General features: G+C 60.6%; 24 protein-coding genes. 13 read left to right on the top strand and 11 right to left on the bottom strand.

Annotated features, from left to right (window positions below):
* Positions 1-33: 33 nt before the first annotated feature.
* The 6 genes from CFA77_RS03310 (at position 34) to rnhA (ending at position 6,116) form a co-directional block, all read left to right on the top strand.
* Positions 34-885 carry a hypothetical protein gene (locus CFA77_RS03310; protein WP_206992242.1) on the top strand — a complete coding sequence of 284 codons (852 nt, stop codon included), beginning with the start codon at positions 34-36 and terminating at the stop codon, positions 883-885.
* Positions 886-1,029: 144 nt separating this feature from the next.
* Positions 1,030-2,547 carry an MFS transporter gene (locus tag CFA77_RS03305; protein WP_206992241.1) on the top strand — a complete coding sequence of 506 codons (1,518 nt, stop codon included), beginning with the start codon at positions 1,030-1,032 and terminating at the stop codon, positions 2,545-2,547.
* Positions 2,548-2,575: 28 nt separating this feature from the next.
* On the top strand, positions 2,576-4,060 hold the full coding sequence (locus CFA77_RS03300) for an MFS transporter (protein ID WP_206992240.1): 1,485 nt from the start codon (positions 2,576-2,578) through the stop codon (positions 4,058-4,060).
* Positions 4,061-4,069: 9 nt separating this feature from the next.
* Positions 4,070-5,050 (top strand): homoserine kinase, encoded by a 981-nt coding sequence (locus tag CFA77_RS03295; protein ID WP_206992239.1) that lies wholly within the window; start codon positions 4,070-4,072, stop codon positions 5,048-5,050.
* Positions 5,047-5,634 carry a hypothetical protein gene (locus CFA77_RS03290; protein WP_206992238.1) on the top strand — a complete coding sequence of 196 codons (588 nt, stop codon included), beginning with the start codon at positions 5,047-5,049 and terminating at the stop codon, positions 5,632-5,634. The genes CFA77_RS03295 and CFA77_RS03290 overlap by 4 nt, the downstream gene beginning before the upstream one ends.
* A 38-nt stretch (positions 5,635-5,672) precedes the next feature.
* Positions 5,673-6,116, top strand: coding sequence for a ribonuclease HI (gene rnhA / locus CFA77_RS03285; protein ID WP_206993156.1), 444 nt, complete (start codon positions 5,673-5,675; stop codon positions 6,114-6,116).
* Here the strand turns inward: rnhA and mnmH are convergent.
* Entirely contained in the window at positions 6,113-7,165 is a 1,053-nt protein-coding gene (mnmH, locus tag CFA77_RS03280; RefSeq protein ID WP_206992237.1) for a tRNA 2-selenouridine(34) synthase MnmH, read from the bottom strand. The two genes, rnhA and mnmH, sit on opposite strands and share 4 nt — an antisense overlap.
* 76 nt (positions 7,166-7,241) lie before the next feature.
* On the opposite strand from mnmH, the gene selD reads away from it, so the two are divergent.
* Both selD and CFA77_RS03270 read left to right on the top strand, forming a co-directional pair.
* Complete coding sequence (gene selD, locus CFA77_RS03275) at positions 7,242-8,288, top strand: selenide, water dikinase SelD (protein ID WP_206992236.1); 1,047 nt, start codon at positions 7,242-7,244, stop codon at positions 8,286-8,288.
* Between the two features lie 67 nt (positions 8,289-8,355).
* Positions 8,356-8,796 (top strand): thioredoxin domain-containing protein, encoded by a 441-nt coding sequence (locus tag CFA77_RS03270; RefSeq protein ID WP_206992235.1) that lies wholly within the window; start codon positions 8,356-8,358, stop codon positions 8,794-8,796.
* A gap of 3 nt (positions 8,797-8,799) precedes the next feature.
* Here the strand turns inward: CFA77_RS03270 and CFA77_RS03265 are convergent, their stop codons facing one another.
* The 4 genes from CFA77_RS03265 to pdeM form a co-directional block, all read right to left on the bottom strand.
* Positions 8,800-9,231, bottom strand: coding sequence for a hypothetical protein (locus tag CFA77_RS03265; RefSeq protein ID WP_206992234.1), 432 nt, complete (start codon positions 9,229-9,231; stop codon positions 8,800-8,802).
* Between the two features lie 22 nt (positions 9,232-9,253).
* Positions 9,254-10,243, bottom strand: coding sequence for a nitronate monooxygenase family protein (locus CFA77_RS03260; RefSeq protein ID WP_034816570.1), 990 nt, complete (start codon positions 10,241-10,243; stop codon positions 9,254-9,256).
* 87 nt (positions 10,244-10,330) lie between these two features.
* On the bottom strand, positions 10,331-11,755 hold the full coding sequence (locus tag CFA77_RS03255; protein WP_206992233.1) for a DEAD/DEAH box helicase: 1,425 nt from the start codon (positions 11,753-11,755) through the stop codon (positions 10,331-10,333).
* Positions 11,756-11,974: 219 nt separating this feature from the next.
* Positions 11,975-12,697, bottom strand: a complete 723-nt coding sequence (gene pdeM / locus CFA77_RS03250) for a ligase-associated DNA damage response endonuclease PdeM (protein WP_206992232.1) — start codon at positions 12,695-12,697, stop codon at positions 11,975-11,977.
* Positions 12,698-12,823: 126 nt separating this feature from the next.
* Here pdeM and CFA77_RS03245 point away from each other — a divergent pair, with 126 nt between their 5' ends.
* A complete protein-coding gene (locus tag CFA77_RS03245; RefSeq protein WP_206992231.1) occupies positions 12,824-13,225 on the top strand; it encodes a thiol-disulfide oxidoreductase DCC family protein in 402 nt (133 codons plus the stop codon).
* Positions 13,218-14,879, top strand: a complete 1,662-nt coding sequence (locus CFA77_RS03240; protein WP_206992230.1) for an SDR family oxidoreductase — start codon at positions 13,218-13,220, stop codon at positions 14,877-14,879. Before CFA77_RS03245 ends, CFA77_RS03240 begins: the two co-directional genes overlap by 8 nt.
* Here the strand turns inward: CFA77_RS03240 and CFA77_RS03235 are convergent.
* Positions 14,876-17,374 carry a ligase-associated DNA damage response DEXH box helicase gene (locus CFA77_RS03235; RefSeq protein ID WP_206992229.1) on the bottom strand — a complete coding sequence of 833 codons (2,499 nt, stop codon included), beginning with the start codon at positions 17,372-17,374 and terminating at the stop codon, positions 14,876-14,878. The genes CFA77_RS03240 and CFA77_RS03235 overlap by 4 nt on opposite strands.
* Positions 17,375-17,483: 109 nt before the next feature.
* Here CFA77_RS03235 and CFA77_RS03230 point away from each other — a divergent pair, with 109 nt between their 5' ends.
* Complete coding sequence (locus CFA77_RS03230; protein WP_206992228.1) at positions 17,484-18,170, top strand: hypothetical protein; 687 nt, start codon at positions 17,484-17,486, stop codon at positions 18,168-18,170.
* 3 nt (positions 18,171-18,173) lie between these two features.
* Here the strand turns inward: CFA77_RS03230 and CFA77_RS03225 are convergent, their stop codons facing one another.
* A complete protein-coding gene (locus CFA77_RS03225; protein WP_206992227.1) occupies positions 18,174-19,727 on the bottom strand; it encodes a serine hydrolase in 1,554 nt (517 codons plus the stop codon).
* Positions 19,728-19,766: 39 nt separating this feature from the next.
* Here CFA77_RS03225 and CFA77_RS03220 point away from each other — a divergent pair, with 39 nt between their 5' ends.
* On the top strand, positions 19,767-20,159 hold the full coding sequence (locus CFA77_RS03220) for a hypothetical protein (protein ID WP_206992226.1): 393 nt from the start codon (positions 19,767-19,769) through the stop codon (positions 20,157-20,159).
* On the opposite strand, the gene CFA77_RS03215 is transcribed toward CFA77_RS03220, so the two are convergent.
* Complete coding sequence (locus CFA77_RS03215) at positions 20,154-21,383, bottom strand: Hsp70 family protein (RefSeq protein ID WP_206992225.1); 1,230 nt, start codon at positions 21,381-21,383, stop codon at positions 20,154-20,156. The genes CFA77_RS03220 and CFA77_RS03215 overlap by 6 nt on opposite strands.
* 115 nt (positions 21,384-21,498) lie before the next feature.
* On the opposite strand from CFA77_RS03215, the gene CFA77_RS03210 reads away from it, so the two are divergent.
* The gene (locus CFA77_RS03210; protein WP_206992224.1) at positions 21,499-22,527 is read left to right on the top strand and encodes a ligase-associated DNA damage response exonuclease; all 1,029 of its coding nucleotides are present in this window, start codon (positions 21,499-21,501) and stop codon (positions 22,525-22,527) included.
* 30 nt (positions 22,528-22,557) lie between these two features.
* On the opposite strand, the gene CFA77_RS03205 is transcribed toward CFA77_RS03210, so the two are convergent.
* From CFA77_RS03205 to CFA77_RS03195, 3 genes are all read right to left on the bottom strand, one after another.
* Complete coding sequence (locus tag CFA77_RS03205; RefSeq protein WP_206992223.1) at positions 22,558-23,274, bottom strand: hypothetical protein; 717 nt, start codon at positions 23,272-23,274, stop codon at positions 22,558-22,560.
* On the bottom strand, positions 23,258-23,785 hold the full coding sequence (locus tag CFA77_RS03200; RefSeq protein WP_206992222.1) for a Panacea domain-containing protein: 528 nt from the start codon (positions 23,783-23,785) through the stop codon (positions 23,258-23,260). Before CFA77_RS03200 ends, CFA77_RS03205 begins: the two co-directional genes overlap by 17 nt.
* 879 nt (positions 23,786-24,664) lie before the next feature.
* Positions 24,665-25,279 (bottom strand): glutathione S-transferase family protein, encoded by a 615-nt coding sequence (locus CFA77_RS03195; protein WP_206992221.1) that lies wholly within the window; start codon positions 25,277-25,279, stop codon positions 24,665-24,667.
* Positions 25,280-25,314 lie beyond the last annotated feature (35 nt).

Genomic DNA, 25,314 nt, shown 5'->3' with positions numbered 1-25,314 from the left:
CTATAGCAGATCGACGCAAAGAGGAAGTATATCATGGCCTTTGACACCAAACTGAAGCAGTGGACCAGTCTTGGTCTGGGCACCGTCCTGATGACTGGCGCGCTTGCAGGTTGCAGTGAGCCTGCCGCCCCTGCCGACGAGGCAGGCACAGAGATCGCGCAGCCTGAAATGCCTGCAGAAGTGGATCCAACCGCAGAAGCCAACACACTGGCCACTGAAGGCGGCGAAGGCGAAGGCGGTGTGACCATTGACGCCGCTTATACCGACCCGGTCGTCTACAAGGCCGCGCTGGCCATTGCAGCAGCCCACGTCCTGGCCGCGCGCGACGCCTACGCCAAAGGCGAAACGACCGCCGCGGCTGAAATGTACGCGCATCCGGTCTCCGAAGTCCTGTTCGACATGGAACCGGTCTTTGCAGCTCAAGGCGTCGCCGACTTTACCGACCTGTTTACAGACACGTCTACAGCGGTCTTTGCCGGGGAAAGCCAGGAACAGATCAACGCCCGCACGGACGCGATCCTTGCCGCGCTCGACAAAGCCGCCGAGAGCGCCCCCGCCACCGACATGTCCGATGCCATGGTCAGCGCCCATGTCGCCTCCGACCAGATCGATCGCGCATCCGACATGTATCGCCTGTCGCTCGATTCTGATTTCTACGAGACGTATCTGGACGGCTACGGCTTCTATCAGGCCGCCGAGCGCGCCTTTACGCAAGCGGAAAGCGACATCACGGCCGAAAATTCCGATGCAGCAGAATCCATTCGCGCGGCGCTTGGCCTGTTGGCTGAAGCCTACCCGACCGCGCTTCGCCCTGCCCCAATGGACGCTGATGCTGCAGCCCTTGCCGTTGCGGCGTCGGAAGTACAGTTGGCGCTGAGCCAGTAGTGGCAATTTGACCTCCGCAAGGCCTTGCTCGCACGCTGTCGCAGAGTAAGGCCTTGCGCCCCCCGCACATGTCATTACCGTAGGGGGACATGTAGAGAGGCGCCGCCAAGACGCGCCCGGTATTTTCGGGAGGATTTTCGGCGGATGACCGACACGACAGCTGGCCAAACGGCCACGGGCGGACACATCACAGGCTTCGGTTCAAAAGGCTATCGCACCTATGTGCTGATCGCCCTGATGCTGGTCTACACGCTGAACTTCATCGACCGAACGCTCATTTCGGTCGTTGCCCAGCCGATCATCAACACATTTCAGCTGAATGACACGCAATGGGGCCTCTTGTCCGGGCCGCCCTTCGCATTGTTCTATGCCGCTATGGGCATTCCGATCGCGATGTGGGCTGACCGCGCCAATCGCGTATTGATCATTGCGCTCTGCATCATCGTCTGGTCCGTCATGACAGCGCTTTGCGGGGTCGCTTCAGGCTTCATCTGGCTACTCGTCTTTCGCGTCGGCGTTGCCGTCGGCGAAGCAGGCTGCACACCGCCCGCCAACTCTTTGATCACTGACTATTACCCCCCGAAAAGCCGCGCGGGTGCGCTCGGCATCTATTCCATGGGCGTCACGCTTGGCGGCGTGCTTGCGCAACTCTTCGGCGGCACGATTGCCGGCATCAAGGGGGCTGATTTCGGCAACTGGATCGGTTCGCTCGGTCTTGGGGGTTTGTTTGGTAATCTCGACTGGTCGACCGTGGAAGGCTGGCGTATCGCGTTTGTGGTTGTCGGCGCGCCGGGCGTGCTGATCGCGATCATCCTGATGTTCACCATCAAGGAACCTCCCCGCGGCTATTCCGACCCGCCCTCGGCAAAGGGCAATGGCAAGGCCCCTTTCTTTGATGCCTTCCGTGAATTTTCTGCCAAGCCGACATTCTGGTGGCTATCGCTCGGCGCCGCTCTGGTGGCCTTTGTCGGCTATGGACTGATCAGCTTCCAGGCACCTTTCCTCCAGCGCGTTCATGGTATTGATGTGCGCGACGCTGCCGTACTCTATGGCGCGCCGCTGGCTGCAGTTGCCGCTCTCGGCACATTCCTCGGCGGGTACATCTCGGAAAAGCTCGCAGGCCGCTTCTCCACGATCTCGGCATGGCTCCCGGGCGTTGGCCTGCTGATTGCCGTGCCCGCCTATGTTGGTGCCTTCTTCGCCCCGACCATCGAGATCGCCTTTGGTTTGTGGATCATCGCGGGCACGATGCACTACGCCTATCTTTCCAGCCAGTACATGGTCGGCACGGCCATTGTCAGCCCACAGTCGCGCGCCACCACGATTGCCGTGCTGCTGCTGATTGTCAGCCTGATCGGCAATGGCATTGGCCCGCTCTTTGTCGGGGCGATGAGCGATTTCTTCATGGGACAGGAAATCGGCAAAGCCGGCCTGTCAGCCTTTGCGGACGCCTTCAATCCGCGCCTCTGCGGCACGGACCCGGCTGCCCTCGGCGCGGAAGGCCCTGAGCTTTGCCGCGCCTATGCCAATGGCCTGCGCCACTCCATGGCCGCGACGGTCTTGTTCTTCATCGTCGCCGCATTTTGCTACTTCATGGCTTCGCGTTCATTCATGAGGGATCGGTACAATCCCGATTCCCCAGCCGCCGACATGAATTCCTGAAACACAGCGACGGAAAGACACAAGTAGAATGACAGACACGACCGCTGCGCTCGACGAGAAACCCGGTTTTGAAACCGGCTATCGCACCAAGGGATATCGCGCCTATGTGCTCGGCTCCCTGCTCATCGTCTACATCTTCAATTTCATTGATCGGTCCATCTTCGGCATCCTGACCGATCCGATCCGCAACAGCCTTGGTCTGGAAGACTGGCAGATGGGTCTGCTCGGGGGTCTGGCATTCGCCACGTTCTACACCACGCTCGGTATTCCGATTGCCCGTTTTTCGGAGAAGACGAGCCGCATGATGATTGTCGTGGCCTCATTGACGATGTGGAGCCTGATGACCGTCCTTTGCGGATTTGCCGTCAGTTTCGCGACCATGTTTGCCTTCCGCCTTCTGGTCGGAGTTGGTGAGGCAGGGTGTACGCCGCCGGCGCAATCTGTCATCGCCGACTATTTCAAGCCCGGTAGTCGGGCGACCGCCGCCTCAATCTACGCGCTTGGCGTGCCGCTTGGTGGCATGTGCGCCGGTCTCGCCGCAGGCCCGATCAATGATTATGTTACGGGCGAGAATGTCCACGCCCTGCTGGAAGGCTGGGGCTGGACTTGGGTCGCCGACATGATCGACTGGAAGAGCCTCGAAGGCTGGCGCATTGCGTTCATTGCGGTCGGCCTGCCCGGCCTGGTGTTCGCGCTGATCATCGGCCTCACGGTCAAGGAGCCGCCGCGCGGCTACACCGATCCGCCGAATGCTGCGAAGCCGGAACGGGAATCCTTCGGCGCCGCACTGAAGAAGCTCAGCAAGAAGCCGACCTATGTGCATGTCGTCTTTGGCGCAGCGCTCGCCTCATTTGCAGGATACGGGATCGCGGCCTTCTCCACCTCCTTCCTGCTGCGCACGCATGAACTGACCCTCACACAAGCCGCCCTCATCTTCTCTCTGGTGCTGGGCCTGATGGCTGCCATTGGTGTGTTCCTGTCTGGCTTCCTCGCTGATCGCCTCGCGAAACGCTACCCGACGGCCCTGTCCTGGATGCCTGCTCTCGGCATGGGCCTGTCGGTTCCGCTCTACTGGCTCGGCTATCTCAGCCCGTCGGTCGCGCTGATGCTGCCACCGCTCATGGCCGCCGCCATGCTGCACTATTTTTATCTCGGGCCAATGTATGCCGTCTCAGCCGGCGTCGTGGATGCGCGCACGCGGGCGACCGCCGTGGCCATCACGCTCTTTGCCGTCAACCTGATCGGGCTCGGCCTTGGCCCCACCCTGATCGGTCTGTTGTCCACAGTGCTGAAGACGATGATGCTGTCGGGTGCCGATCTCGGTCTGACACTGGACCTCTGCAAGGAAGCTGCAAGCCTCAGCGCCGACCAGGTTGCCGCCTGTACCAGCGCCGACGCACGCGGCCTGCAATGGTCGATTATCATCTTCGCATCGATCTATGGCTGGGCAGCAATCCACTATCTGCTGGCTGGGAAGACGCTGCAGCGTGACATGGTCGCCAAGACCGCCTAATCGGTCTTCATGGCTGTTTACACTCAGGTTTCAGACGACGCGCTGGCGGCGTTTCTCGACGAATACAATCTCGGCAAGGCCCTGTCTTTCAAGGGCATTGCCGAGGGCGTCGAGAATTCGAACTACTATCTCGAAACCACGACGGGCCGGTTCATTCTTACCCTGTTCGAAAAACGGGTGAATGCGGATGACCTGCCCTATTTCATTGGCCTGAAACAGCATCTGGCGGGCAAGGGCTTCCCCTGCCCGGAGCCCATCCTCGCGAAAGACGGCAAAGCGCTCCGCACGCTCGAGGGACGGCCCGCGGTGATCGTGTCTTTCCTTGATGGACTCTCGCCGAAAAAGCCGACTCCCGCCCAGTGCCGTGGTCTGGGGGAAGGTCTCGCGCGGATGCATGTCACGCTTTCTGATTTTGAGATGACCCGTCCCAACAGTCTTGGTCCATCGGCATGGCCGCGCCTCTGGGCAGGCCAGTCGGACGAGGCCGAAAAACTGCAACCCGGCTTGTCAGCCCTGATCGACGAAGCCCTTGCTGATATCGCAGAGGCCAAGCCACAAAGCCTGACCCTGCCGCGCGGGACCATTCATGCCGATCTCTTCCCGGACAATGCGTTTTTCCTGGGCGAAGACTTTTCCGGCATTATCGATTTCTATTTCGCCTGCACAGATGCGCTCGCCTATGACCTCGCCATCTGCCTGAATGCGTGGGCCTTTGATGACAATCCAGGGCGCGGCGCCATCGACTACAATTATTCCAAGGGCGCAAACCTGATCGCAGGCTATGAGAGCGTGCGCCCGCTGCAGCCAACTGAGCGCGACGCCCTGCCCCTGCTGGCACGCGGCGCAGCATTGCGTTTCTTCCTGACGCGGATGGTGGACTGGACCTCGACGCCTGAGGGCGCCCTCGTAAAGCCCAAGAATCCCCTCGAATATGCCGGCCGCCTCGCCTTTCATCGCAAAGTGACGAGTGCGGAAGGCTATGGTGCATGACAGAGTTCGGACCAAATGGTGAGGTGGTTGGCACCGGTCCGTCTGACCTTTCGGTCGACTATCGAGCCCTCAGCAAGGACCGAAAGATCCGCCGTGTAAAACTCGGCCTGCTCTTGTCCTCCCTGGCGGCGTGCCTTGGCGTTACGCTGATCGGACTTTTCCTGACCTTTGTCTTTGGCGTGCTCGAAGGGATTGGCATGTTGCCCACCATGTTCGATCGCCCAAATAGCGGCTTCCTGTTCGGCATCCAGATGGCTGCGATGATGTCCCTGTTCAACTTCATCCTGTTCTTCGTCACCGTGCCAGCCGCGTGGCTGGCCATGGGTCTGTCCATCGGCAGGTTCCCGCATCAGGGAATCGCGGCCCGCGCGCCCTACTTGCGCTGGGCCAGCATCTGGGGCGCCCTGCTCGTCGGTGGCACGACAGGGGGATTCGGCGTGACAGCGTCGCTGTTGACCGGCCTCGGCGCAGCCCTCACCGGCGCCTGTATCGGTGCGCTGGCCGGCCTCGTCTGCGGCCTGCTCTTTCTCGCCATCGTCAAGCCCGCGCAACAACTGCATGAGGCAGACATCAGCGTCTTCTGATGCTTGACGGACCCGCCAAAGCCCCGCACCTGAAAGCCATGACTGACAAGATCGAAATCTGGACAGATGGTGCCTGCAGCGGCAATCCCGGCCCCGGCGGCTGGGGCGTCCTGCTCGTGGCAGGCGACAACCGCAAGGAACTCTGGGGCGGCGACAAGGCCACCACAAACAACCGTATGGAAATGCTGGCCGTGATCGAGGCGCTGAACGCGCTGAAAGGTCCGTCCAGGATCACCCTGCACGTCGATTCCACTTATGTGAAAGACGGCCTGACCAAATGGATACATGGCTGGAAACGCAATGGCTGGAAGACCGCCGCAAAGAAGCCGGTCAAGAATCAGGATCTCTGGATGGCGATGGACGAAGCCTGTCAGCGCCATGACATCACCTGGAAATGGGTGAAGGGCCATGCCGGTGACCCCGGCAATGAAAAAGCCGACGAACTGGCCCGGCGCGGCACGGAAGAGGCGCGCGGACGCTAGGCGCGGACCACCAGTCTCTCTGCGGCTCGCTTCAGCGCCGTATCATCCAAGCTCTCCAACCTGACCATATCTACCGGCGCATCGTCGCGCCGTTTGCGGCTGCGCGCATAGAGTGGATCGTAGTGCCGGTCCATCAACTGGCGCGCCAGCGCGCGATAGTCTCCCGCCTCCGCCAATGCCTGCCACTCGGCCAGCGTCTCTTTCGACTGCAGGCCCTTCAGCTTGGCGAGCGCTTCCATCAGCCGGTCCTTGTCCCGGATGATGTCTTCATAGGCAGAGAGCAGGAAGTCTGCCCGTACGTCTGAAGGAACCCTCATCTCGATGCGCGGCGCCGCCAGCATGGAGTGCCACAGGCGCCGGGGCACGCGGCACCGGCCGACCCGCGCGGACTCCGCCTCGACAAAGACCGGACGGCTCAGATCGAACTGACGCAACTGCTGCCAGATGCCGCTTTCGAACAAGCGCTGCGCTGGCTGAGGCGCGTCACCAAGATCACCAAAAGCCGAACCGCGATGATGGGCGAGACCTTCCAGGTCAATCACCTGCCCGCCCGCCGCTGCAATGGCCTGCAACAACGCCGTCTTGCCCGTGCCGGTTTGGCCATCGATCAGGCGCACCGGCAGCCGGCTGTCCTCATGCTCCAGCCCTGTTACGACTTCCCGCCGCCACGACTTGTACCCTCCCTTCACCACGCCGCTCGGCCAGCCGACCGAGGACAGGATCGTCGCCATGGAGTTCGAGCGCATCCCGCCACGCCAGCAATAGACTAGCGGTCGCCAACTCTTCGGCTTGTCTGCCAGCGCGGTCTCCAAGTGGTGCGCAATATTGCGCGCCACAATTGCGCCACCGACGCGATTGGCGCGGAACGGGCTCTCCTGCTTGTAGATGGTGCCAACGCGCGCGCGCGCTTCATTCGACAGCACCGGCAGACTGATGGCGCCCGGCATGTGATCATCCGCGAACTCGGCCGGAGAGCGCACGTCAATGATCGCATCGTAGCGCGACAGGTTTTCCGGGCTGATATCCGTGACGGTTTCGAGATAAGGCATCTCTCTTCGATTAGCAGGTTTTGTTTGCCCCGCCAGTGCCCGGCGCGGTAAGCCTGCAGCCCGAGAGGATCCCATCATGCCCGACCATCACACTGAACCCCGCCTGACATCCCTCGCCCATGGGGGCGGCTGTGGCTGCAAGCTCGCGCCGAATGTGCTGGCGGATATTCTCAGTGAGATGCCCCTGTCACTTGGCCATTCAGACTTGATTGTGGACGCGGGCAAGAGCGATGATGCGGCCGTCTACCTCATTAACGAGACAACCACGCTCGTTGCCACGACCGACTTCTTCACCCCCATCGTCGACGACCCGCATACATTCGGGCGCATCGCCGCAACCAATGCCCTGTCGGATATCTTCGCGATGGGGGCGAAACCCATCTTTTGTCTCGCCATTGTCGGCATGCCCATCGGCAAGATTGCCAATGAAACGATCCGCGCCATTCTTGCGGGCGGGCGCAGCGTGGCCGAGGCCGCCGGCGCGCCCATTGCGGGCGGGCATTCGATTGACTCCGCCGAGCCAATCTACGGCCTCGTAGCCCTCGGCATGGGCCATCCCGACAAGTTGCTGTTGAACTCCAACGCACAGGCGGGCGATGTCCTGATCCTTGGCAAACCACTCGGCATTGGCATCTATTCCGCCGCGCTGAAACAGGAACTCCTCTCCCCTGCCGAGTATGACGAAATGGTCGCCTCGACGACACGGCTCAATACGCCGGGCACGGATCTCTCAGAAACTTCTGATGTTCATGCCGCAACCGACGTGACCGGATTTGGCCTGCTCGGCCATGCCAGCGAAATGGCGCGCGGTGCCGGCCTTCAGATCGTTATCGAGAAAAACAAGGTCCCTGTCTTTGAAGGCGCCCGTCGCCACGCTCAGTCAAGCATCAAGACCGGCGCGTCCGGCCGCAACTGGGACTCGGTATCTCATATGGTCACGGGTCAGATGTCCGCGATGGAGACCGACCTGCTCTGCGACCCGCAGACCAGCGGCGGGCTGCTCGTTTCCTGTTCGCCCGAGGCGGCGCACTCGGTATTGGAAACCTTCCGCCGCCACGGCCATGCCGATGCGGCCATCATCGGTCGGGTAGAGTCAGGTGCCGCCAGCGTTCGCGTTGAATAACGCAAGTGTGACCCCACAAGGTCTACGCTCATGCTAAGTCTGCTTGCTCAAACTTCAGGAGAATTTCATGCGCTTCAGCCTTGCTGCCATCTCGATCGCTGCGCTTGCCGCATGTGGCCCATCCGTGGCTGCGTCCGGCAGTCTTGCTGATGTCAAGGAAATCACCGCGCCTGCTGAAGACACGAAAGTTCTGGCAGTCCTGAGCTATGCCAGCTGGTGTGGCAGCTGCAAGATGCTCGATCCCAGGGTCGAAACCGTGCGGGCCTCAAACCCGTTTGACGGCGCTGAGTTCTTCGCCCTCGACTATTCATCCAAGGACGACTCTGCCTATTTCGCAGACGCAGAGACCCTCGGCATCGCTGGCACGATGCGCAAAATCTTCCCGGACAAAATAAAGACCGGCCAACTCTATCTGATTGACCGGTCTTCTGGAGATGTGATCAGCACCGTGACAAAATCTATGTCAGAAGCTGAAATCGCTGCCGCGATCGAGGCTGCGCTATCCTGAGATTCAGGACGCCGTGCAGGCGCTGTCGTCCTTGTTCAGCTCACGGCGAACCTGATCGATATAGGTGCCCGTCATTTCGAAATCACTCCGAGTGATACCATAGGCCGGACTGCTGCCATCCTCGATGAAATCACTCATCAGGCGACCGGCGGCGTCTTCCAGGCCCAGGCTCTCATCTTCGCGAATGTCCGCCACGACCTGGCTGACTTTCAAAATGTCGGCCTGATCGTCTTCGGACTTATCAGCCAGCAGGGTCTGGTAGCAGCCGCAATAGACTTCGATCGTATTGCCGTCCTCGGCAAGATCTTCCACAATCTCCGGATCCCCCGCCAGCATGGTATTGCAAACAGATGCTGCGTTATTGTCGCTTGAGACGCCCATACCGCAGGCGGCGAGAGCGAGACAGGCACTGGCGAAAAGGGGGATACGGATCATGAGAAAGTTCTTTCAGAATGGATCAGGCCGGAACCTTGCCCGACAGCATGCCTGCCAGACGGTTTGTGATGATATCTTCAGCTTCTTTCATGATTCGGTCGATCAGTTCCTTACAGGTCGGAATGTCGTGGATTAGACCGGCGACCATGCCGCAGGACCAGGCACCTGCATCCATTTCGCCTTCTTTCATGATGCGCGGATAGACGCCTGCGACCTCTTCGATAATGTCTTCGAATTTGAGGTCTGCGCCCAGCTTGCGCTCTTTTTCCAACAGGCGCTCAACCGCAACATTGGTCAGCACGCGCTCGGTATTGCGCAGCGGACGCATGACAAGGCGGGTATCGAGTTCGGACGCGGCAACGATGGCATCCTTCACATTCTGGTGCACGGGGGCTTCCTTCGTCGCGATGAAGCGTGTGCCCATGTTCATCCCTGACGCGCCCATGGCGAGAGATGCCACGAGGCTGCGTCCATCCGCCTGACCACCTGAGGAAACGAATGGAATTTCCAGTTCATCCGCCGCACGCGGCAGAAGGATCATGTTCGGGATATCGTCTTCGCCAGGGTGTCCGCCGCACTCGAAACCATCGACGGAGACCGCATCACAGCCAATGGATTGTGCCTTCAGCGCGTGGCGTACGGCGGTACATTTGTGGATCACCTTGATGCCGTGCTCTTTCAGAATCGGCAGGACCTGCACAGGATTGTTCCCGGCGGTCTCAACAACTTTCACACCGCCTTCGATGATGGCTTTCACATAGCCTGGATAGTCCGGCGCGTTGACGACCGGCAGGAACGTAAGGTTCACGCCGATCGGCTTGTCAGTCATGTCACGACAGCGCGCGATCTCATTTGCGAGGTCTGCAGGGGTTTTCTGCGTCAGGGCCGTAATGATGCCGAGACCGCCAGCATTCGACACGGCGGCAGCCATTTCGGCAAACCCGACATAGTGCATGCCGCCCTGGATGATCGGATGCTCGATTCCGAACATTTCTGTGATGGCAGTCTTCATGGCATATCCTCCTTGTTTCCGGCCTATCCTTGGCGGAAGGACGGCGCGGAAACAAGGCTGACATTGGGTAAAGAGTGCAGGCCGGCCTTAGCTGACGGGCGACCAGGACTTGTTCGGTTTGCTCCGGCGCTTCTGACCGTTGCCACCCTGACGGGAGCCACCCCCGCCGGATTCGGAACGCGCGGCGCTTCTATCGCCGCCATCCCGTGATCCACCGGGCTTGCCGCCCTTGTAGCCACCTTTGCCGCCCCCACCGCCGGAGCGATTACGGTTCTGCGACTGGCCGCCCTGACGACGTCCGCCGCCCTGGCTTCTGCCACCGCCGCCTCGGCTCTGCTTGGTGTGCGGACCCGGCTCTTCCGGCAAGGACAGGTCGAGCGCCATGTCTTCGTCCAGATCAATCCGGTCGATCTTGCGACCAATCAGTTTTTCGATGTCACGCAGATATCCGCGCTCATCATTGCCCACGAAGGACAATGCAATGCCGCTTTTCCCGGCGCGAGCTGTCCGGCCGATGCGGTGAACATAAGATTCCGGCAGGTTCGGCATGTCCATGTTCACAACATGGCTGACGCCGTCGACATCAATGCCGCGCGCGGCAATGTCGGTCGCAACCAGGATCGGGGCCTTGCCCTTCTTGAAATTGTCCAATGCACGAATGCGCTGGTTCTGGCTCTTGTTGCCGTGGATCGCTTCGGCATACAGGCCTTCATTGGCAAGGTAGCGGACCACTTTGTCAGCGCCATGCTTGGTGCGGGTGAACACGATGGCGCGGTCCATGTCGTCCTCAGACAGGATTTCGGCCAGCAGGCGCGGCTTGGCCGTACCCTTCACCATATAGACCGCTTGGTCGATCTTTTCGGCAGGCTTGGAAACGGTGGCGACGGTCACTTCAGCCGGATCGCGCAGGAAATCATTCGCAAGTGAGCGGATTTCCTTCGGCATAGTCGCCGAGAAGAGCAGCGTCTGGCGGCGCGTCGGAATGGCCTTCATCACCTTACGGATCGCAGGCAGAAAGCCCATATCCATCATCTGATCGGCTTCATCCAGCACGACCGCTTCGGTACCGCTCAGATTCACGGCGCCGGTTTCCATATGGTCCAGCAGACGTCCCGGTGTTGCCACCAATACGTCCACGCCGCGTACCAGCGCACGGACTTGTCCGCCGGGCTTCACGCCGCCCACGACAATCGCCGTGGTCAGCTTCATCTGGCTACCATAAACGCGCACGCTTTCGGCGATCTGGGCGGCCAGCTCACGCGTCGGCGCCAGGATCAGGATGCGGGCTGCCTTGGAGACAGGGCGGCCAGGATTGGACGCCATACGGCTGAGCAGCGGCAGCACAAAGGCTGCGGTCTTGCCGGTGCCGGTCTGGGCAATGCCCACAAGGTCGCGGCCTTCCAGCAGTGTCGGGATCGCCTGCTCCTGAATCGGAGTCGGCTTGGTATAGCCCTCAGCAGCAATCGCCTTGAGGACGGGCTCGGCGAGGCCGAGTTCGGTAAACTGTGTCAAATCAATACTTTCATGTGCGGGCGCGCAGCGGACTCAAAAGTCCGCGCGCCCTGTTAGGCTCTAAATTTTAGGAAGCCTGCTTTCGATCGGCATCCCGGTTGTTGGCGCACTCGACGCGAACCCGGAAAAGGCAACGATCAATGCGAGAGCAGCAGCTATTCGCCCTGCTACAGCGGCATATGGCACGCTTTTGTGCGATGCACAAACGATATTAGCCGCTCAGAATTTCCAGCGCGCGCCGCGTGGCATATCGGCCACAAGGCTTTTGGCGGCCACCATGAACACCCGGTCCTGCCCCAATGCGAAGGCCATGGCCCCTTCCGGGAAGATCGGTGCGAACGCTTCATCCAGCACGTTCAATCCGCCCGTAAAGGCGCCCATGGCGGGCATCACCAGCCGCGCGCCATCGCTGGCGAAGCAGCGCCGCCGTACCGAACGCCCCCGCCCGATGATCTTGGCGGCCGGATGCAAATGCCCGGACACCTCGCCGATTTCCCCCGTCGGCTCGTGCCGGAAGACCAGCGCCCCGATGCGCAGCACCTTGCTGGCGCGGCCGCCGAGATGGGCCGGCGGGTCCGGATCATGATTGCCCTCTACCCAGACCCAGTCATGCGCCGATGTCAGCGCCTGAATGCGCCGCGCATATTCCTCCGGCAGGCGCAGCTCGGCCGCCCGGTCGTGGAAACTGTCGCCCAGCGAGATCACGGTCTTCGGCTGGAGCCCGGCACAAAGTCGCTCGACCAGTGACAGCGTCGCGGCCGTATCGTAGGGCGGCAACAACTGGCCCCGCGCCGCAAACGCGCTCCCCTTCTCGAAATGGAGATCGGACACGACCAGCACCCGCTCGGCCGCCCACCACAACGCCCCCTCCGGCAGCGGTGTCAGCAGCTCCCCGGCCAGGTGCAGGTGTGTTTCAGAGGGTTTCTTGGCGGCAGCAGTCATGGACCATGAATTTGGCCCGCAATGGCCCGGGGGTCAACGTGGCACCCGCACGCCGCAGCGCGCAATTGACACATATTTCAACCTTTTCACGTAACCTAAGTTCAACCTGAAAGGTGGACCGACTTCATGGACCGGGATACATGCGACCTCTACATCTATGATGGCGATTGTGCGCTGTGTTCGCGCTTCGTGAGGTTTCTGGTTGCACACGATCCGGAGGGGTGTTTCGCCCTGATGACAGCGCAGTCATCGGCAGGTCGGAAAATTTATATCGCCCTGGGGCTCGACCCGGACGCCATGGAAACGGCCCTCCTCCGTATTGATGGCCGGCACTACCGCAATCTCGACGTCTTCACCGAAAGTCTCGCTGTCCTGGAATGGCCTTGGAAAGCCGCCATGGTGTTGCGCTGGCTGCCCTCCCCGTTGGCAAATTGGCTGTATCGCCGCATCGCGAACAATCGAAAACTATTGCAGGGCAAAAGTTGTCCAGTGCCGACACCTGAGATCAGGGCGCGCCTCATTGAATAGCCGCATACTAATCATTGGGGGATACGGGGTATTCGGAGGCCGCCTTTCTGCAGCCTTGCTTCAAGGGAATGAATACGATGTCATCGTCGCAGGGCGCAGCCTTCAGAAGGCAGAAGCGTTTTGCGAGCGACACGGCGGCATACCGTACACGATTGATATCGATGCAATCGATCTTACTGAACAGGTGCGCGGTCTGGCGCCAGCAATCATCGTCGACGCTGCCGGTCCTTGGCAGGATTATGGGAAAGATCCCTACAGAGTTGCACGCGCCGGCCTCGCCTGCGGCGCGCACTATCTGGACCTGTCCGACGATGCGGCCTTTTCCGAGGGCATCGCCAGCCTCGACACAGACGCGCGCACCAAAGGCGTGGTCATCATATCTGGCGTCTCAAGTGTCCCGGCCCTGTCGTCTTCGGCGACCGACGCCCTGTCGAAAGGCATGACGAGTATAGAGCTTGTCGAGAGTGCGATCACGCCGGGCAACCGCGCACCTCGCGGGCAATCCGTGATACGATCCATCCTCTCCCAAACAGGTCAGCCCCTGAAAGTCTGGAAGGCCGGAGCGTGGCGCCACGTGACCGGCTGGGGCGCAATTCGCTCTATCACACTGACTGTGCCGGGCATTCCTCCCCTGAAGAACCGCTGGCTCAGCCCTATCGGCGCGCCAGACCTTACGCTCTTGCCATCAAGATACGACGCCGCAAGTGTTCAGTTTTCTGCCGGACTGGAACTCAAGCTCATGCATGGCGGACTGTTCCTTTTGGGTAAGCTTGTTTCTCGCGGGCTCGTGAAATCTCTGACATCCTGGACGAGCGTGCTTCAACCGCTCGCCACCCTGCTGCGTCCGTTCGGATCCGACCGCGGGGGAATGAGGGTTAGCGTTACAGGAAAAACTGCACAAGACACCCACGAAAACCGTATCTGGACACTTATAGCAGAAGCAGGAGATGGCCCCGAAATTCCGACCGTGCCGGCGCGGATCATGATCCCCAAACTCCTGACCGGGCAAATCGACCCCGGCGCCAGACCTTGCCTTGGCGAATTCACATTGGATGAGGCCGAGGACGCGCTATCCTCCCTTAACGTGTCAACTGGACGGACCGATACGGAAATCACGCCCGTATTCAGGCAAGTCCTTGGTGGCGCCTTCGACAAACTCGCCGCTCCCCTTCAACACCTTCACACAGTTACAAGCGAGCATGTCTGGGAGGGCGAAGCGGAGATCCATCGCGGAAAAGGCTTTCTGGCTCTTCTGGCCAACAGACTTGCTGGCTTCCCGCCGTCTGGGCGAAACGTACCCGTCCGCGTCAGCATGGTGCGTAACCGGAACGGAGAAATGTGGACCCGCCAGTTCGGGACACATCGGTTCTCATCTCACCTGCGCCGCGTCGAAAAAGACGATAGCGGGATTATCCGTGAACGTTTCGGCGTACTGGACTTCTCGATCAGGCTGCTGGCAGGCGAAAACCAATTAGAGTTTCCGGTCATGCGAGCCCGGTTCCTAGGAGTCCCTCTTCCCCGCTTCCTCCTACCTGTCAGCAACACTCGGGAAACTGTCCTGCCAGACGGCTCCTGTCAGTTTGACGTCGCGATCTATCACTCCTTCGCAGGACTTGTTGCCCACTACAAAGGATGGCTGCGCCCGGCCGCCTAACTCATAGCATCTCTGACCAGATCGGCCTCCGCTTCGCCCAGGATGGCGTCCTGCACGGATGCGCCTGAAACCGGTTCCTTGCCGATTTCCAGCATGACGGGTACGGCGAAGGGGCTGATCTTGGTGAGCGCCTGATGGTCGATCTTGTCACGGATCCGCACCAAGGCATCTGACAGGCGGCGCACATCGAGCAGGCCCGTCGCCGCGTCCTGCCGGGCGGCTTGCAGCAGGATATGGTCCGGCTCATGGCTGCGCAGCACGTCATAGATCAGGTCGGAGGAAAAACTCACCTGCCGTGAGTTCTTCTCCTTGCCGGGAAGGTTGCGGTGGATCAGGCCGGAAATCTGGGCGCAATGACCGAAGGTCCGCTTCATCAGCGCGCTCTCATCCAGCCAGCTTTCAAGATCGTCACCCATCATGTCCGGATGGAACAGTGCGTCCATGTCCACTTCGGACATGTCCTCCATGCCCCACACCGCCATTGCATACTCACTGGCGACGAAACCGGTGGGTTTTGCGCCCATCCGCTCCAGTCGCCGCGTCAGCAACATGCCCAGCGTCTGGTGTGCCAGTCGCCCCTCGAACGGATAGCAGACAAGGTAATGCCGGTCGGCGCGCGGGAAAGTTTCGACCAGTAAATGATCCGCTGGCGGAATGGTGGATTTCAGCTTCTGGATTTCGAACCATTCGTGCACAGGGTCGGGCAACCCCTCCCATTGCGCTGGGTCATGGATCATCTTGCGGACGCGATCGGCCAGGAAGGTCGTCAACGGAAACTTGCCGCCATTATAGGACGGGATCGCCGGACGGTCGCCGACCGCACGCAGGACCAGCGCATCCATACCGTCCACGCCGACAAGCCGGAGCAATTCGCCCGCGAAAAGAAATGTATCGTCCGGCGTCAGGGTGGAGAGGAAATACTCCTCCATCTCGCCCAGCTTGAGTCCGGCCCGCACGCTGCGCTTTTCGCCCGGCTTTTCCTTGCCGATGAATTGCGCCAGCCGCACGGCTAGCATGGGCGATTCCACAATTGCGCCGACATTCATCCGGTGGGCCTGCGCGTCGCGCGCCGTGAGCGCCACCCACACCCCGTCCGGGCGACGTACAATACGGTGGAACCGGTCATAGGTCTTCAGCGCATAGCCCCCGCTCGCCACGAAATCGACGATCCGCTCATAGGTCTCCCAGTCGAGCCACGCATAGGGTGCGGCTCGGATAATATCCTCATAGAGTTCCTCCAGACGGAATCCGTCGCCACACGCCCGGCCCATGACATGCTGCGCCAGCACATCCAGCGAGCCCTCGCGGACCCCTTCCCCGTCAATCTCGCCGGCCTCGACCGCTGCCTCTGCCGCACGGCACTCCAGCACTTCAAACCGGTTCGTTGGCACAAGGACGGCCCGGCTGGCTTCATCCATCCGATGATTGGCCCGGCCGATGCGCTGGATCAGGCGCGCGGCCCCTTTCGGCGCGCCCATCTGGATCACGAGGTCCACCTCGCCCCAGTCGATGCCGAGATCGAGCGTGGACGTACAGACCACCGCCTTCAGGGCGCCAGCCGCCATCGCCGCCTCGACCTTGGTGCGCTGTTCCCGCGCGAGTGAGCCATGATGCAACGCAATCGGCAGCCCGTCCTCATTGGCGTGCCACAGCTCCTGAAACATCAGCTCGGCCTGGCTGCGCGTATTGACGAAGACGAGCGTCATCGTCGCCTTCTTGATGGCCTCATACACTTCCGGCACGGCAAATCGCCCGGAATGCCCCGACCACGGAATTCGCTGTTTCGAGATCAGGATATCCACATCCGCCGAGACACCTCCCTCGGCGGTCAGGACACGTACCTCCCCCGCGCCGGAGCGAACATCCAGCCAGTCGGCCAGAGATCGCGGCTCGCGCACCGTCGCAGACAAGCCAATGAAGCGGCAGGCTGGAGCCCAGCTTGCCAGCGTCGCAAGGCCGAGCGCCAAAAGGTCGCCGCGCTTCGAGGCCGCCATCGCATGGATCTCGTCCACAATCACGCATTTGAGGTCGGCAAAGAATTCCTTGGCATGATCGGAGGCAAGAAACAGCGCGAGCTGTTCCGGCGTGGTCAGCAATATGTCCGGCGGCGTCCGTCTCTGGCGCTGACGCACATGGGAAGGCGTATCCCCCGTCCGGCTTTCGATCCTGATGCCAAGCCCCATCTCCTCGACCGGCCCCATCAGGTTGCGCTGCACATCGGCTGCCAGCGCCTTCAGCGGAGAGATGTAGAGCGTGTGCAAAGCAGGCCGGTCAGAGTTTGCCGCCCGCTTGCGCTCACTCAGTTCGATCAGGCTGCCCAGAAAGCCCGCCAGCGTCTTGCCGCCGCCGGTCGGCGCGATCAGAAGCGCGCTTTCGCCCTTCAGCGACTTCTCAGCCAGCGCCAATTGGTGCGGCCGCGCCTTCCAGCCACGCCCGGCAAACCAGGCTTCGAATGGCTCCGGCAGCAGGAATGAGGAAACGGCGGAATCAGCCATGATTGAAATTAAAATCTCGCAAGAATTGCAGTAATCGGCTTGCTTTCACTATGCGTTCAGCTTGCCTCAGGCCAAACCTCTTTTTCAGACAACTATCATGAGGCCCGCCATGTTCCGCTCCTTTGCCGTCTCCGTCAGCCTGATCGCGCTTGCGGCCCCTGCCCTTGCCCAATCACCCCTGGAACAAGCCCTCTCCGCCTCTGCCGACGGCCCGCTCTATGCGTTTGATCTGACGCTTTCCAGTGACGAGGTGGACGCGCTCATGCGGGTCGATCCAAGCCAGCCGGAAGGCGAGCGCCTCAGCGTGATCTCACCTGAGCCTGAAGACTGGAGCGAAGACTTCGCCAAGCGGGTCGAAAACATGAAAGCCAATACGGACGGCGAAATCTGGTGTCAGGATTTTGCCGAGAACATTCCCGCCGCCGACGCAAAACTTGTCAGTGAAACGGACACCACCGCCACCTACAGCTTTCGGCCAAAGCCCGGCGCAGAGCCAGACGACATGGACAAGGTCTACAAGCACCTCATCGGAAAAGTCGTCGTGGACAAAACCGCCCCCGGCATCCTCAATTATGAAATGGTGGCGGAAAAGCCGTTCAAGCCAATGCCTGTCGCCAAGATCAAACAGTTCGAAATGAAAGTCGCGTGCGACCGCGCCCCGGATGGTCGCACCCACGTGGTCAGTCTTGATGTGACCGTCGAAGGCTCCGCCATGATGAAAAGCTTCAGCCAGTCCGACCGGCAGTTCATCTCGAACCTGACGCCGATCCCGAATTCCGGGACCGGCTCCAGATAGGCGCTATTCCTCGAGGCCGTACTTTTCGAGGATTTCTGCGCGGATGGCATCCTTCGCGCGATCAGAACGGGCCCGGCGCGCATCGATTGTGGCCTGGATTTCCAACTCGATCTGCTCGCGCTGGGCCGCTTCTTCAGCGCGGGCATCCTCGGCCGCCTGCAGGCTGAGCAGCACGTCGCGCGTGAACGCGTTGATATCAAACCGCGCCCCGCCAATCACATCAAAGCCGCGCCGCACAATGACGGCGTTCATGCTTGGCACGATCACGACATACTGGCCGCGATTGCCCGCCATGTAATAGGTGCCCGCCGGAATACCCTCGGCATTATTCATCAGCCAGAATTGCGCACCATAGCCGGGTCCGCTGGTTGGCTGTGCTGGTCCGGGGGCCGAAACGAATTGTGCCCAGCCTTCAGGCAACAAGCGCTCATTGCCCCACACACCGTCCTGCAGGTAGAGCTGGCCGACCCGGGCGAGGTCGCGCGCCGTAGACCAGACCTGGCTGGACGAGACGAAGTCACCATTCCAGTCCACTTCCAGCGTCGTGTGAACCGCGCCGATCTTGTGCAGCAGTTTTTCATACGGGAAGCGATGATAGGAATCATCCGTGCCCAGAGATTCCCGGAATGAGCGCATCGCGATCAGCGTGTCATTGTTGGAATACTTGAACCGCGTGCCCGGCTTGGCTTCCATAACTTTCGAGGCGGCCTGATCGACCACGCGTCCGCCGCCAAAATAGATCCGGTCCGTGCGCGAACCGGTTTCACCACTGTCGAGCCCGCTCGCCATCTGCAGCAGGTCGCGCAACGTGATCTCGCGGCGCGGGTCCGCGCCATTGTTCCAGTCGGCGATGACGGCCGGGTAATCAAGATCGATATGCCCGTTCCGCCGGGCTGCGCCGAGGATCGTCGCAGAAATCGATTTTGCCACCGACCAGGTCCGCTGCGGCGTCTCATGATCAATGCCGCGAGCATAGCGCTCGGCCACGACCTGTCCGTCCTTCACGACAACCACGGCGCTGGTGCGTGTGCCATTGCCATAGCTACGCTCGTCGAAAGCAAACGAGACCGGCGCTTCGAGGCGCTCGGCTTCTTCGATGCGCAATTGCACCTTAACATTTGAGCCGATGGCGCTGCCCCGGTCCTCGCCGGTGAAGTCCGGCCAGGCGGCAAAGCGCGGCAGGAAGTTCAGTGCGCCCTCTTCTGCGCCCACCGGCAGCTGGGTACAGCCGAAACCGGGACGCCAGGCCGCCATGCGCGGCGGCATCGTGTTGGAATAGGTCACCGAAACCAGCTTGCGCACAGGGTCGATCATCGCGTCCGGCAGCTTGTCGAAGCTGCGCTGGTAGTCGGGATAAATGCCCGACAACTCGTTCTGGCGGATTTCCTCCAGCGTCTGCCCCGCATTGAAGGTGGACGAGCAGATGAACCCGGCCTTGTAGCCGGCCGCCAGCGCATCATCGAGCGCCTGTGTCGATCCGCCCTCCTCAGCCAGAGCAGGCGTGGCCAGCACAGCCAGCGCAGACAGGGATACGAGACATTTCCGGATTGCGCGCATGCGTGATTCTCCTCTGGATCGGCCTGACTTTATGCACAGATGACCGTGTCGCAAGTGTGGCGGGACAGCTTTCGACTCAGTTTGGATATGTTTTTCGAAACTTCTTCCTTTAAGCGCACGGCGCGCTATCATAGCGGGAAATCGAAATCGTCTGGAGAAGGAAACAACATGAAGTTACGTGCTTCCGTCCTCGCCTCATTGACCGCTGCTGCGCTTTCGCTTTGTGCATGCACGCAAATGCCTGCGACCGCTCCGTCCGTCACTTCTACCGCGATCCTGTCCGACAGGGCACCTCTTCAGGATCTGCTGGATGCAGGGTTTGACCTGGAACACGTCAATGACGACTTCCTGTTTCTGAAAAGCGGGCCGGCCCTTTATCGCTGCCTGATCATCCCGGGCGAAAGGCCGACCTTTTGCACACGCCTGTCATAGATTGCGCTGCCCATGTACCGCCAGGCCCTTGGCAACGGCGCCGAAGCGGTCACTCTCAGAGACCACAGCATTGCCAAACCGCCCCGCCAACCGGGCCTGCACCAGCGGAATGAAGGTCGACCCGCCCACCATGACAATGTCGGTGATCTGGTTCGGTGACACACCCGCCTTGTCCAGGCAATCCACTGCCACCGCATCCATCTGTGACACGGCTTCGTCAATCAGGCCCTCGAACGCCTGGCGCTCTACCACACGCTCCAGCCGCAAATCGGGAGTGTCATAGACGAAAGCCTGTTGGTCGGTGTCGCTCAAGTCAATCTTGATCTGTTCGGTCCGCTTCGCATAGGCGTGGCCTTCATGGTGGCGCACAAGATGGTCGAAGGCCCGGATCGCCTGGCTGTTCGGGCTGTTCTGCACCATCCAGCCGATCCGCTTCTGCACGTCCCGGGCATAGAGCTTGTTCAGGCTTTTCCAGTCCGACAGGATCGAATATGGCGCAGACGGCACCGGCAAGCCGTTCAGCTCCAGCGTCTCGCCGTGCCCGAGCAGCCGCGACAGCTCGAAAAAGCTCAGCTTCTGGTCGAAATCATTGCCGCCCACATAAAGGCCGGTACTGCCCAGCACATCAAAACCGTCATTGTCCGGCGCGATGCGCACGACCGAGAAATCCGATGTACCGCCGCCGATATCCACGACGAAGACCAGCTTTTCCCGACCGCTCGGAAAGCTCACCGAACGTGCCGCCGCCACCGGCTCATCGAGGAACTCCACATGCGCCACGCCAGCATCACGCAGACAGGATTCCAGGATCGCCTGCGCGCGTCGGTCAAGGTCGGCATCCCGGTCATTGAACGAGACCGGTCGCCCCTGCACGACTGACTCCACCCGCTCGCCTGTCTCGGCTTCCGCCCGGGCGATCACCCGGCGCAGGAAATGCGCGATCACGTCCCGGAACGGCAAGCGACGGCGGCCAACATCGGTCGTCTCATCAATCAGGGACGAGCCGAGCACGGACTTGATCGACCGCATCAGTCGGCCTTCCTCGCCCGTTTCATAGGCCGCCACGGCTTCGGCCCCGATGGCATACTCTCCGGAGGCCAGCCCATAAAACACCGCTGTCGGGATCGACGTCGCGTCCGGCTCCAACTCGATCAGGCGGATGCCCTGTGGCCCGGAATATCCAATCGATGTGTTCGATGTTCCGAAATCGATGCCGATTTGCATGAGGGACTCCCGGACGTCTGAATTGCGACCCCGTCGCCTACCCCAGCTGCCGGCATTTCGGAAGAGGCCACACCCAGCCCCTTCCCCGTTCGGCCACACCGCCTACATTACAGGCATGCTGCGGCCAGACCTCCTGCTCCACCCGACCCCCAAAGGCCTCTATTGCCCGCCGGGCGATTTCTATCTGGACCCTGTGCGCGGCGCGGTGGACCGGGCCGTCATCAGCCACGGCCATTCAGACCATGCGCGCGGCGGCCATGGCAAAGTGCTCGCCCATCCCCACACGCTGTCCATCATGGCCGCGCGTTATGGCGACAGTTTCGCCAAGCAGACACAAGCGGTCGAATATGGCGAGGCGATCGAGATCAATGGCGTCACGGTCTGGCTCTCCCCGGCGGGGCACATTCTCGGCTCGTCACAGATCGTGGTGGAACACAAGGGCCTGCGCATGGTGTTCACCGGCGATTACAAGCGCCGCGCCGACCCCACCTGCCCCGGCTTCGAGCCGGTGGAGAACACGCACGTCTTCATCTCCGAGGCGACGTTTGGCCTGCCCGTCTTCCGCCATCCGCCTACGGACCAGGAGATTGACCGCCTGATGCGCTCAGTCGCGGACAATCCGGACCGCACCCATTGCATCGGCGCCTACTCTCTGGGAAAGGCCCAGCGCGTGATCAAGCATCTGCGCCTCGCCGGGCATGACCGGCCCATCTACATTCATGGCAGCCTGGAAAAGCTGTGCGAGGTGTATGAGGCGGCCGGCGTCACGCTGGGAGAGCTGCGCCCCGCCACGCTGGAAGACCGGTCAAAGGCCGCGCGCGAAGCCTTCCGGGGAGAGATTGTCATTGCCCCGCCCGGCGCCTTTGAAGGCAAATGGGCCCAGCGCTTCCCCGATCCGGTGATCGGCTTTGCCTCTGGCTGGATGAGCGTGAAACAGCGCGCCAAGCAGCGCGGCGTCGAACTGCCGCTCGTCATCTCAGACCATGCCGACTGGGACGAACTGACCGACACGATCCGCGAGGTCGACCCGCAGGACCTCTGGATCACCTATGGCCGCGAAGACGCCCTCGTCCGCTGGGCCGAACTCGAAGGCCGCCGCGCGAAGCCGCTAAGGATGGTGGGGTATGAGGAAGAGATGGGGTGAAGCAATCTACGTTACTGCTTCGCTAGCCCACTAGACCTCCCCATCCTCGCCGAATAAATTGCCTTGCTTTGGATCGGGCTTCTTTTCCCTCTTCTTTGGCGGAACCGAACGCACGATCTCCATCGCCTGCTCGATGTTGTTTATGACTGCGGCCATCTCCAACTCAGTAAACGGATCAACGGTATCATGCGTCCTTAAAACCATTTCCCTTTCCGCTCCCTTATGAGGGGCGGACATTTCGAGCCAATGAAAACCAGCAGCATCTAGCTGTGAATCCAGATACATCTGGGCAATAGATCGCCAGAGCTGAAATGAAAATGCATCTAGGGATTGGTTCTTCCAAACTTGTCCCGCCAGCAAGATGATCTGACCGTCCACGCCTGCTTGTCCAATCGGTTTGAGTGGCACCGTCAAGTTCTGCGATAACACGATCTTCGTTGGCCCCAAGGGGTTAAACCACGATACCTCGTGGTCCCTTCTGTACTGCTGAAGCAGTGGCAGGCACTCGATAGCTGCGCGACCCATATGCTTGTTTTTGTGCAGAGCTGCTTGCCCAACCAAGAAATCAATATCGCCGCCACTCAAAAGCTGGCGAAGGTATTCTACGGCAGGCCAAGTCCGAATGTTCAAATCAGCATCTTGAAATGCGATGATCCGCTTTGCTGTTTCCTCAGCGCTGCGCCCTACCAAACGACAGAGGTGCGCCGCAGAAGGCGGCTTTCTAACGCCTTTAGTGTAATCGCGCATCCGAATCACCTTTCGCCTTCAAACCGCTGTAATTATAACGCAAAATCAGTTCATCTGTAATTTTCATACCGACGTTTTCCACAACTCCATTCCAAACAGCATCCCAAGCGCCGCCAGGTTCATGCGACAGGGCTATTAAGTTTGATGGCGACAGTCGTGAGTATTGAAGAAATCTATCTTCCAAATATTGCGCGTCCACACACAAATCCTTGTAGTCTACGACTACAGAGTTTCCAGTTTTCGGGTCAATCCGAGTTGCTCTGGACGTAATGGGGTCTCGTTTAAAGCGTTTGAACTGATGATAAATGATGGGAAGAACCGGACCGAACTTCCACGCCTCAAACGTCAAAGAAGACAGTCGGCGCGTTTTCTCGATCATACAGTCTGTATGGATAAAGAAGATCAGCTTGTTCAGCGACAAGTTCGTTACATCTATACCATAAGAATCTGCTATATCCAGCAGAGCATTTGCTACGGCACGCGGATCGTTTCCCATTCCAAAGTTCTGCATATGTTCCGCCCCTTGTCAATTCCAAGTGTATAGGATTCGTTAGAATTGGTTAATCCGGATTTACCTCGAAGGCTCACCCATCACTTATTTCAGGCCCGCTTTTAAACAATGCCCGGATGTTTCTTCTGCTGGGTAGACGCTCAGCAGCGCAGTATCCGAATTTTGATCAGATCGCAGCCTCGAATAGCAGGGAGTTGCGGACGGCTACGCATCCTCAATAGAAACAAACTTCATCAAGTTCGACCCAATCCGTCTGATAGCCTCCCACCCCATACTCACCTCCTGCCCTCACAGGAGCCGGATCAGGTGCCGTTCTGGTTGTGGGGTCAGGGACAGGATGGGCTTTGCGGGAGGTGTACGGTCCTGCAAAGCCCTAGGCAGGTCAGGCCAGGGTGAGCTTGCGAAGGCAAGTTGGGAATCCGCCTCGTCCGGACGCACGGGAGTAAGGCCTCCCCGGATGCGCCTTTCGTGTGAAAAGCACGGGGGCCGTGTTCGCGCGGCGCCGGTAACGAAGACCCGGGACCTTGGGCCCTTTCGAGGTGTCCGCTGAAGACCCTGTCCGGCGCGGCGGGCGGTAACGCTCCATTCCGTAGCCATCTACAAATCATCAGGCGGAGCGCCACGGCGCCCGCCGCGCCGACGGCTTCGCCAGACGGAGCTGGACTACAGGATACCCGGATGGTTCGCGCCAGTCCGGATGTTTGTGCTGGCGGGGATACCGCAGACCCCCACCTGTCCTCCCCCTTGCAGGGGGAGGAACGCAGACAGCAGCCGCCTTGCTTGAGGGTCGTTCTCCCCCTTGCAAAGGGGGAGCTAGAGGGGGATCGCGATGGCATGGCCATCGCCCCACCCCAGCTCGGGCCGGGGGAGAATTACCCCCTAAACCCCCACCTCCAGCATGGCCTTGTAGGCCGGGCGGGCCTGCACTTTTTCGAGCCAGGCCTTTGTGGCGAGCATGGCCTCCAGCGCGCCCGCGGCGGCGGCAGACTGGATCTGGAAGGCCATCAGGCAATCGGCGGCGGTGAAGGTCTCGCCCGCGAAATAGGCGTGTTTCGCCAGATGGGTCTCGATCGTCTTCATCGCCTTGGCCTGCTCGCCCTCCATCGCGGCGGCCAGCGGCGTGTCCAGCAGGCCGGCATTCATCAGGTAGAAGCGGAACAGGCCCGGCAGGAAGATCGCCCCCTCCGCCGCGTGTACCCATTCCAGATAGCGCGGGAAATCAGCCGAATCCGCGCGCGGGTGAAGCGCATGGTCCGGGTCGTGCCTGGCCAGCAAGTATTCGGCAATCGCGCCTGTCTCGGCGATCACCGTGTCGCCATCCTCCAGCAGGGGCGACTTGCCCATCGGGTGAATGTCCAGCAGCGCCGCCGGGGCCAGCCGGGTTTCCGGGTCGCGGCTGTGGTGGACAATCTCATGCGGCACGCCCAGCTCGGCCAGCAGCCAGACAATGCGCTGCGAGCGCGAGGCGTTGAGGTGGTGCAGTTTCAGGCTCATGGTGGGGCTCCCTTGATGGATTCTTCGCGTGGCGA

Source organism: Hyphomonas sp. KY3 (assembly GCF_017309975.1).
In the GTDB taxonomy this organism is placed as follows: domain Bacteria; phylum Pseudomonadota; class Alphaproteobacteria; order Caulobacterales; family Hyphomonadaceae; genus Hyphomonas.
The sequence above is the reverse complement of the archived record's forward strand: the minus strand, read 5'-3'. Positions and strand labels throughout refer to the sequence as shown.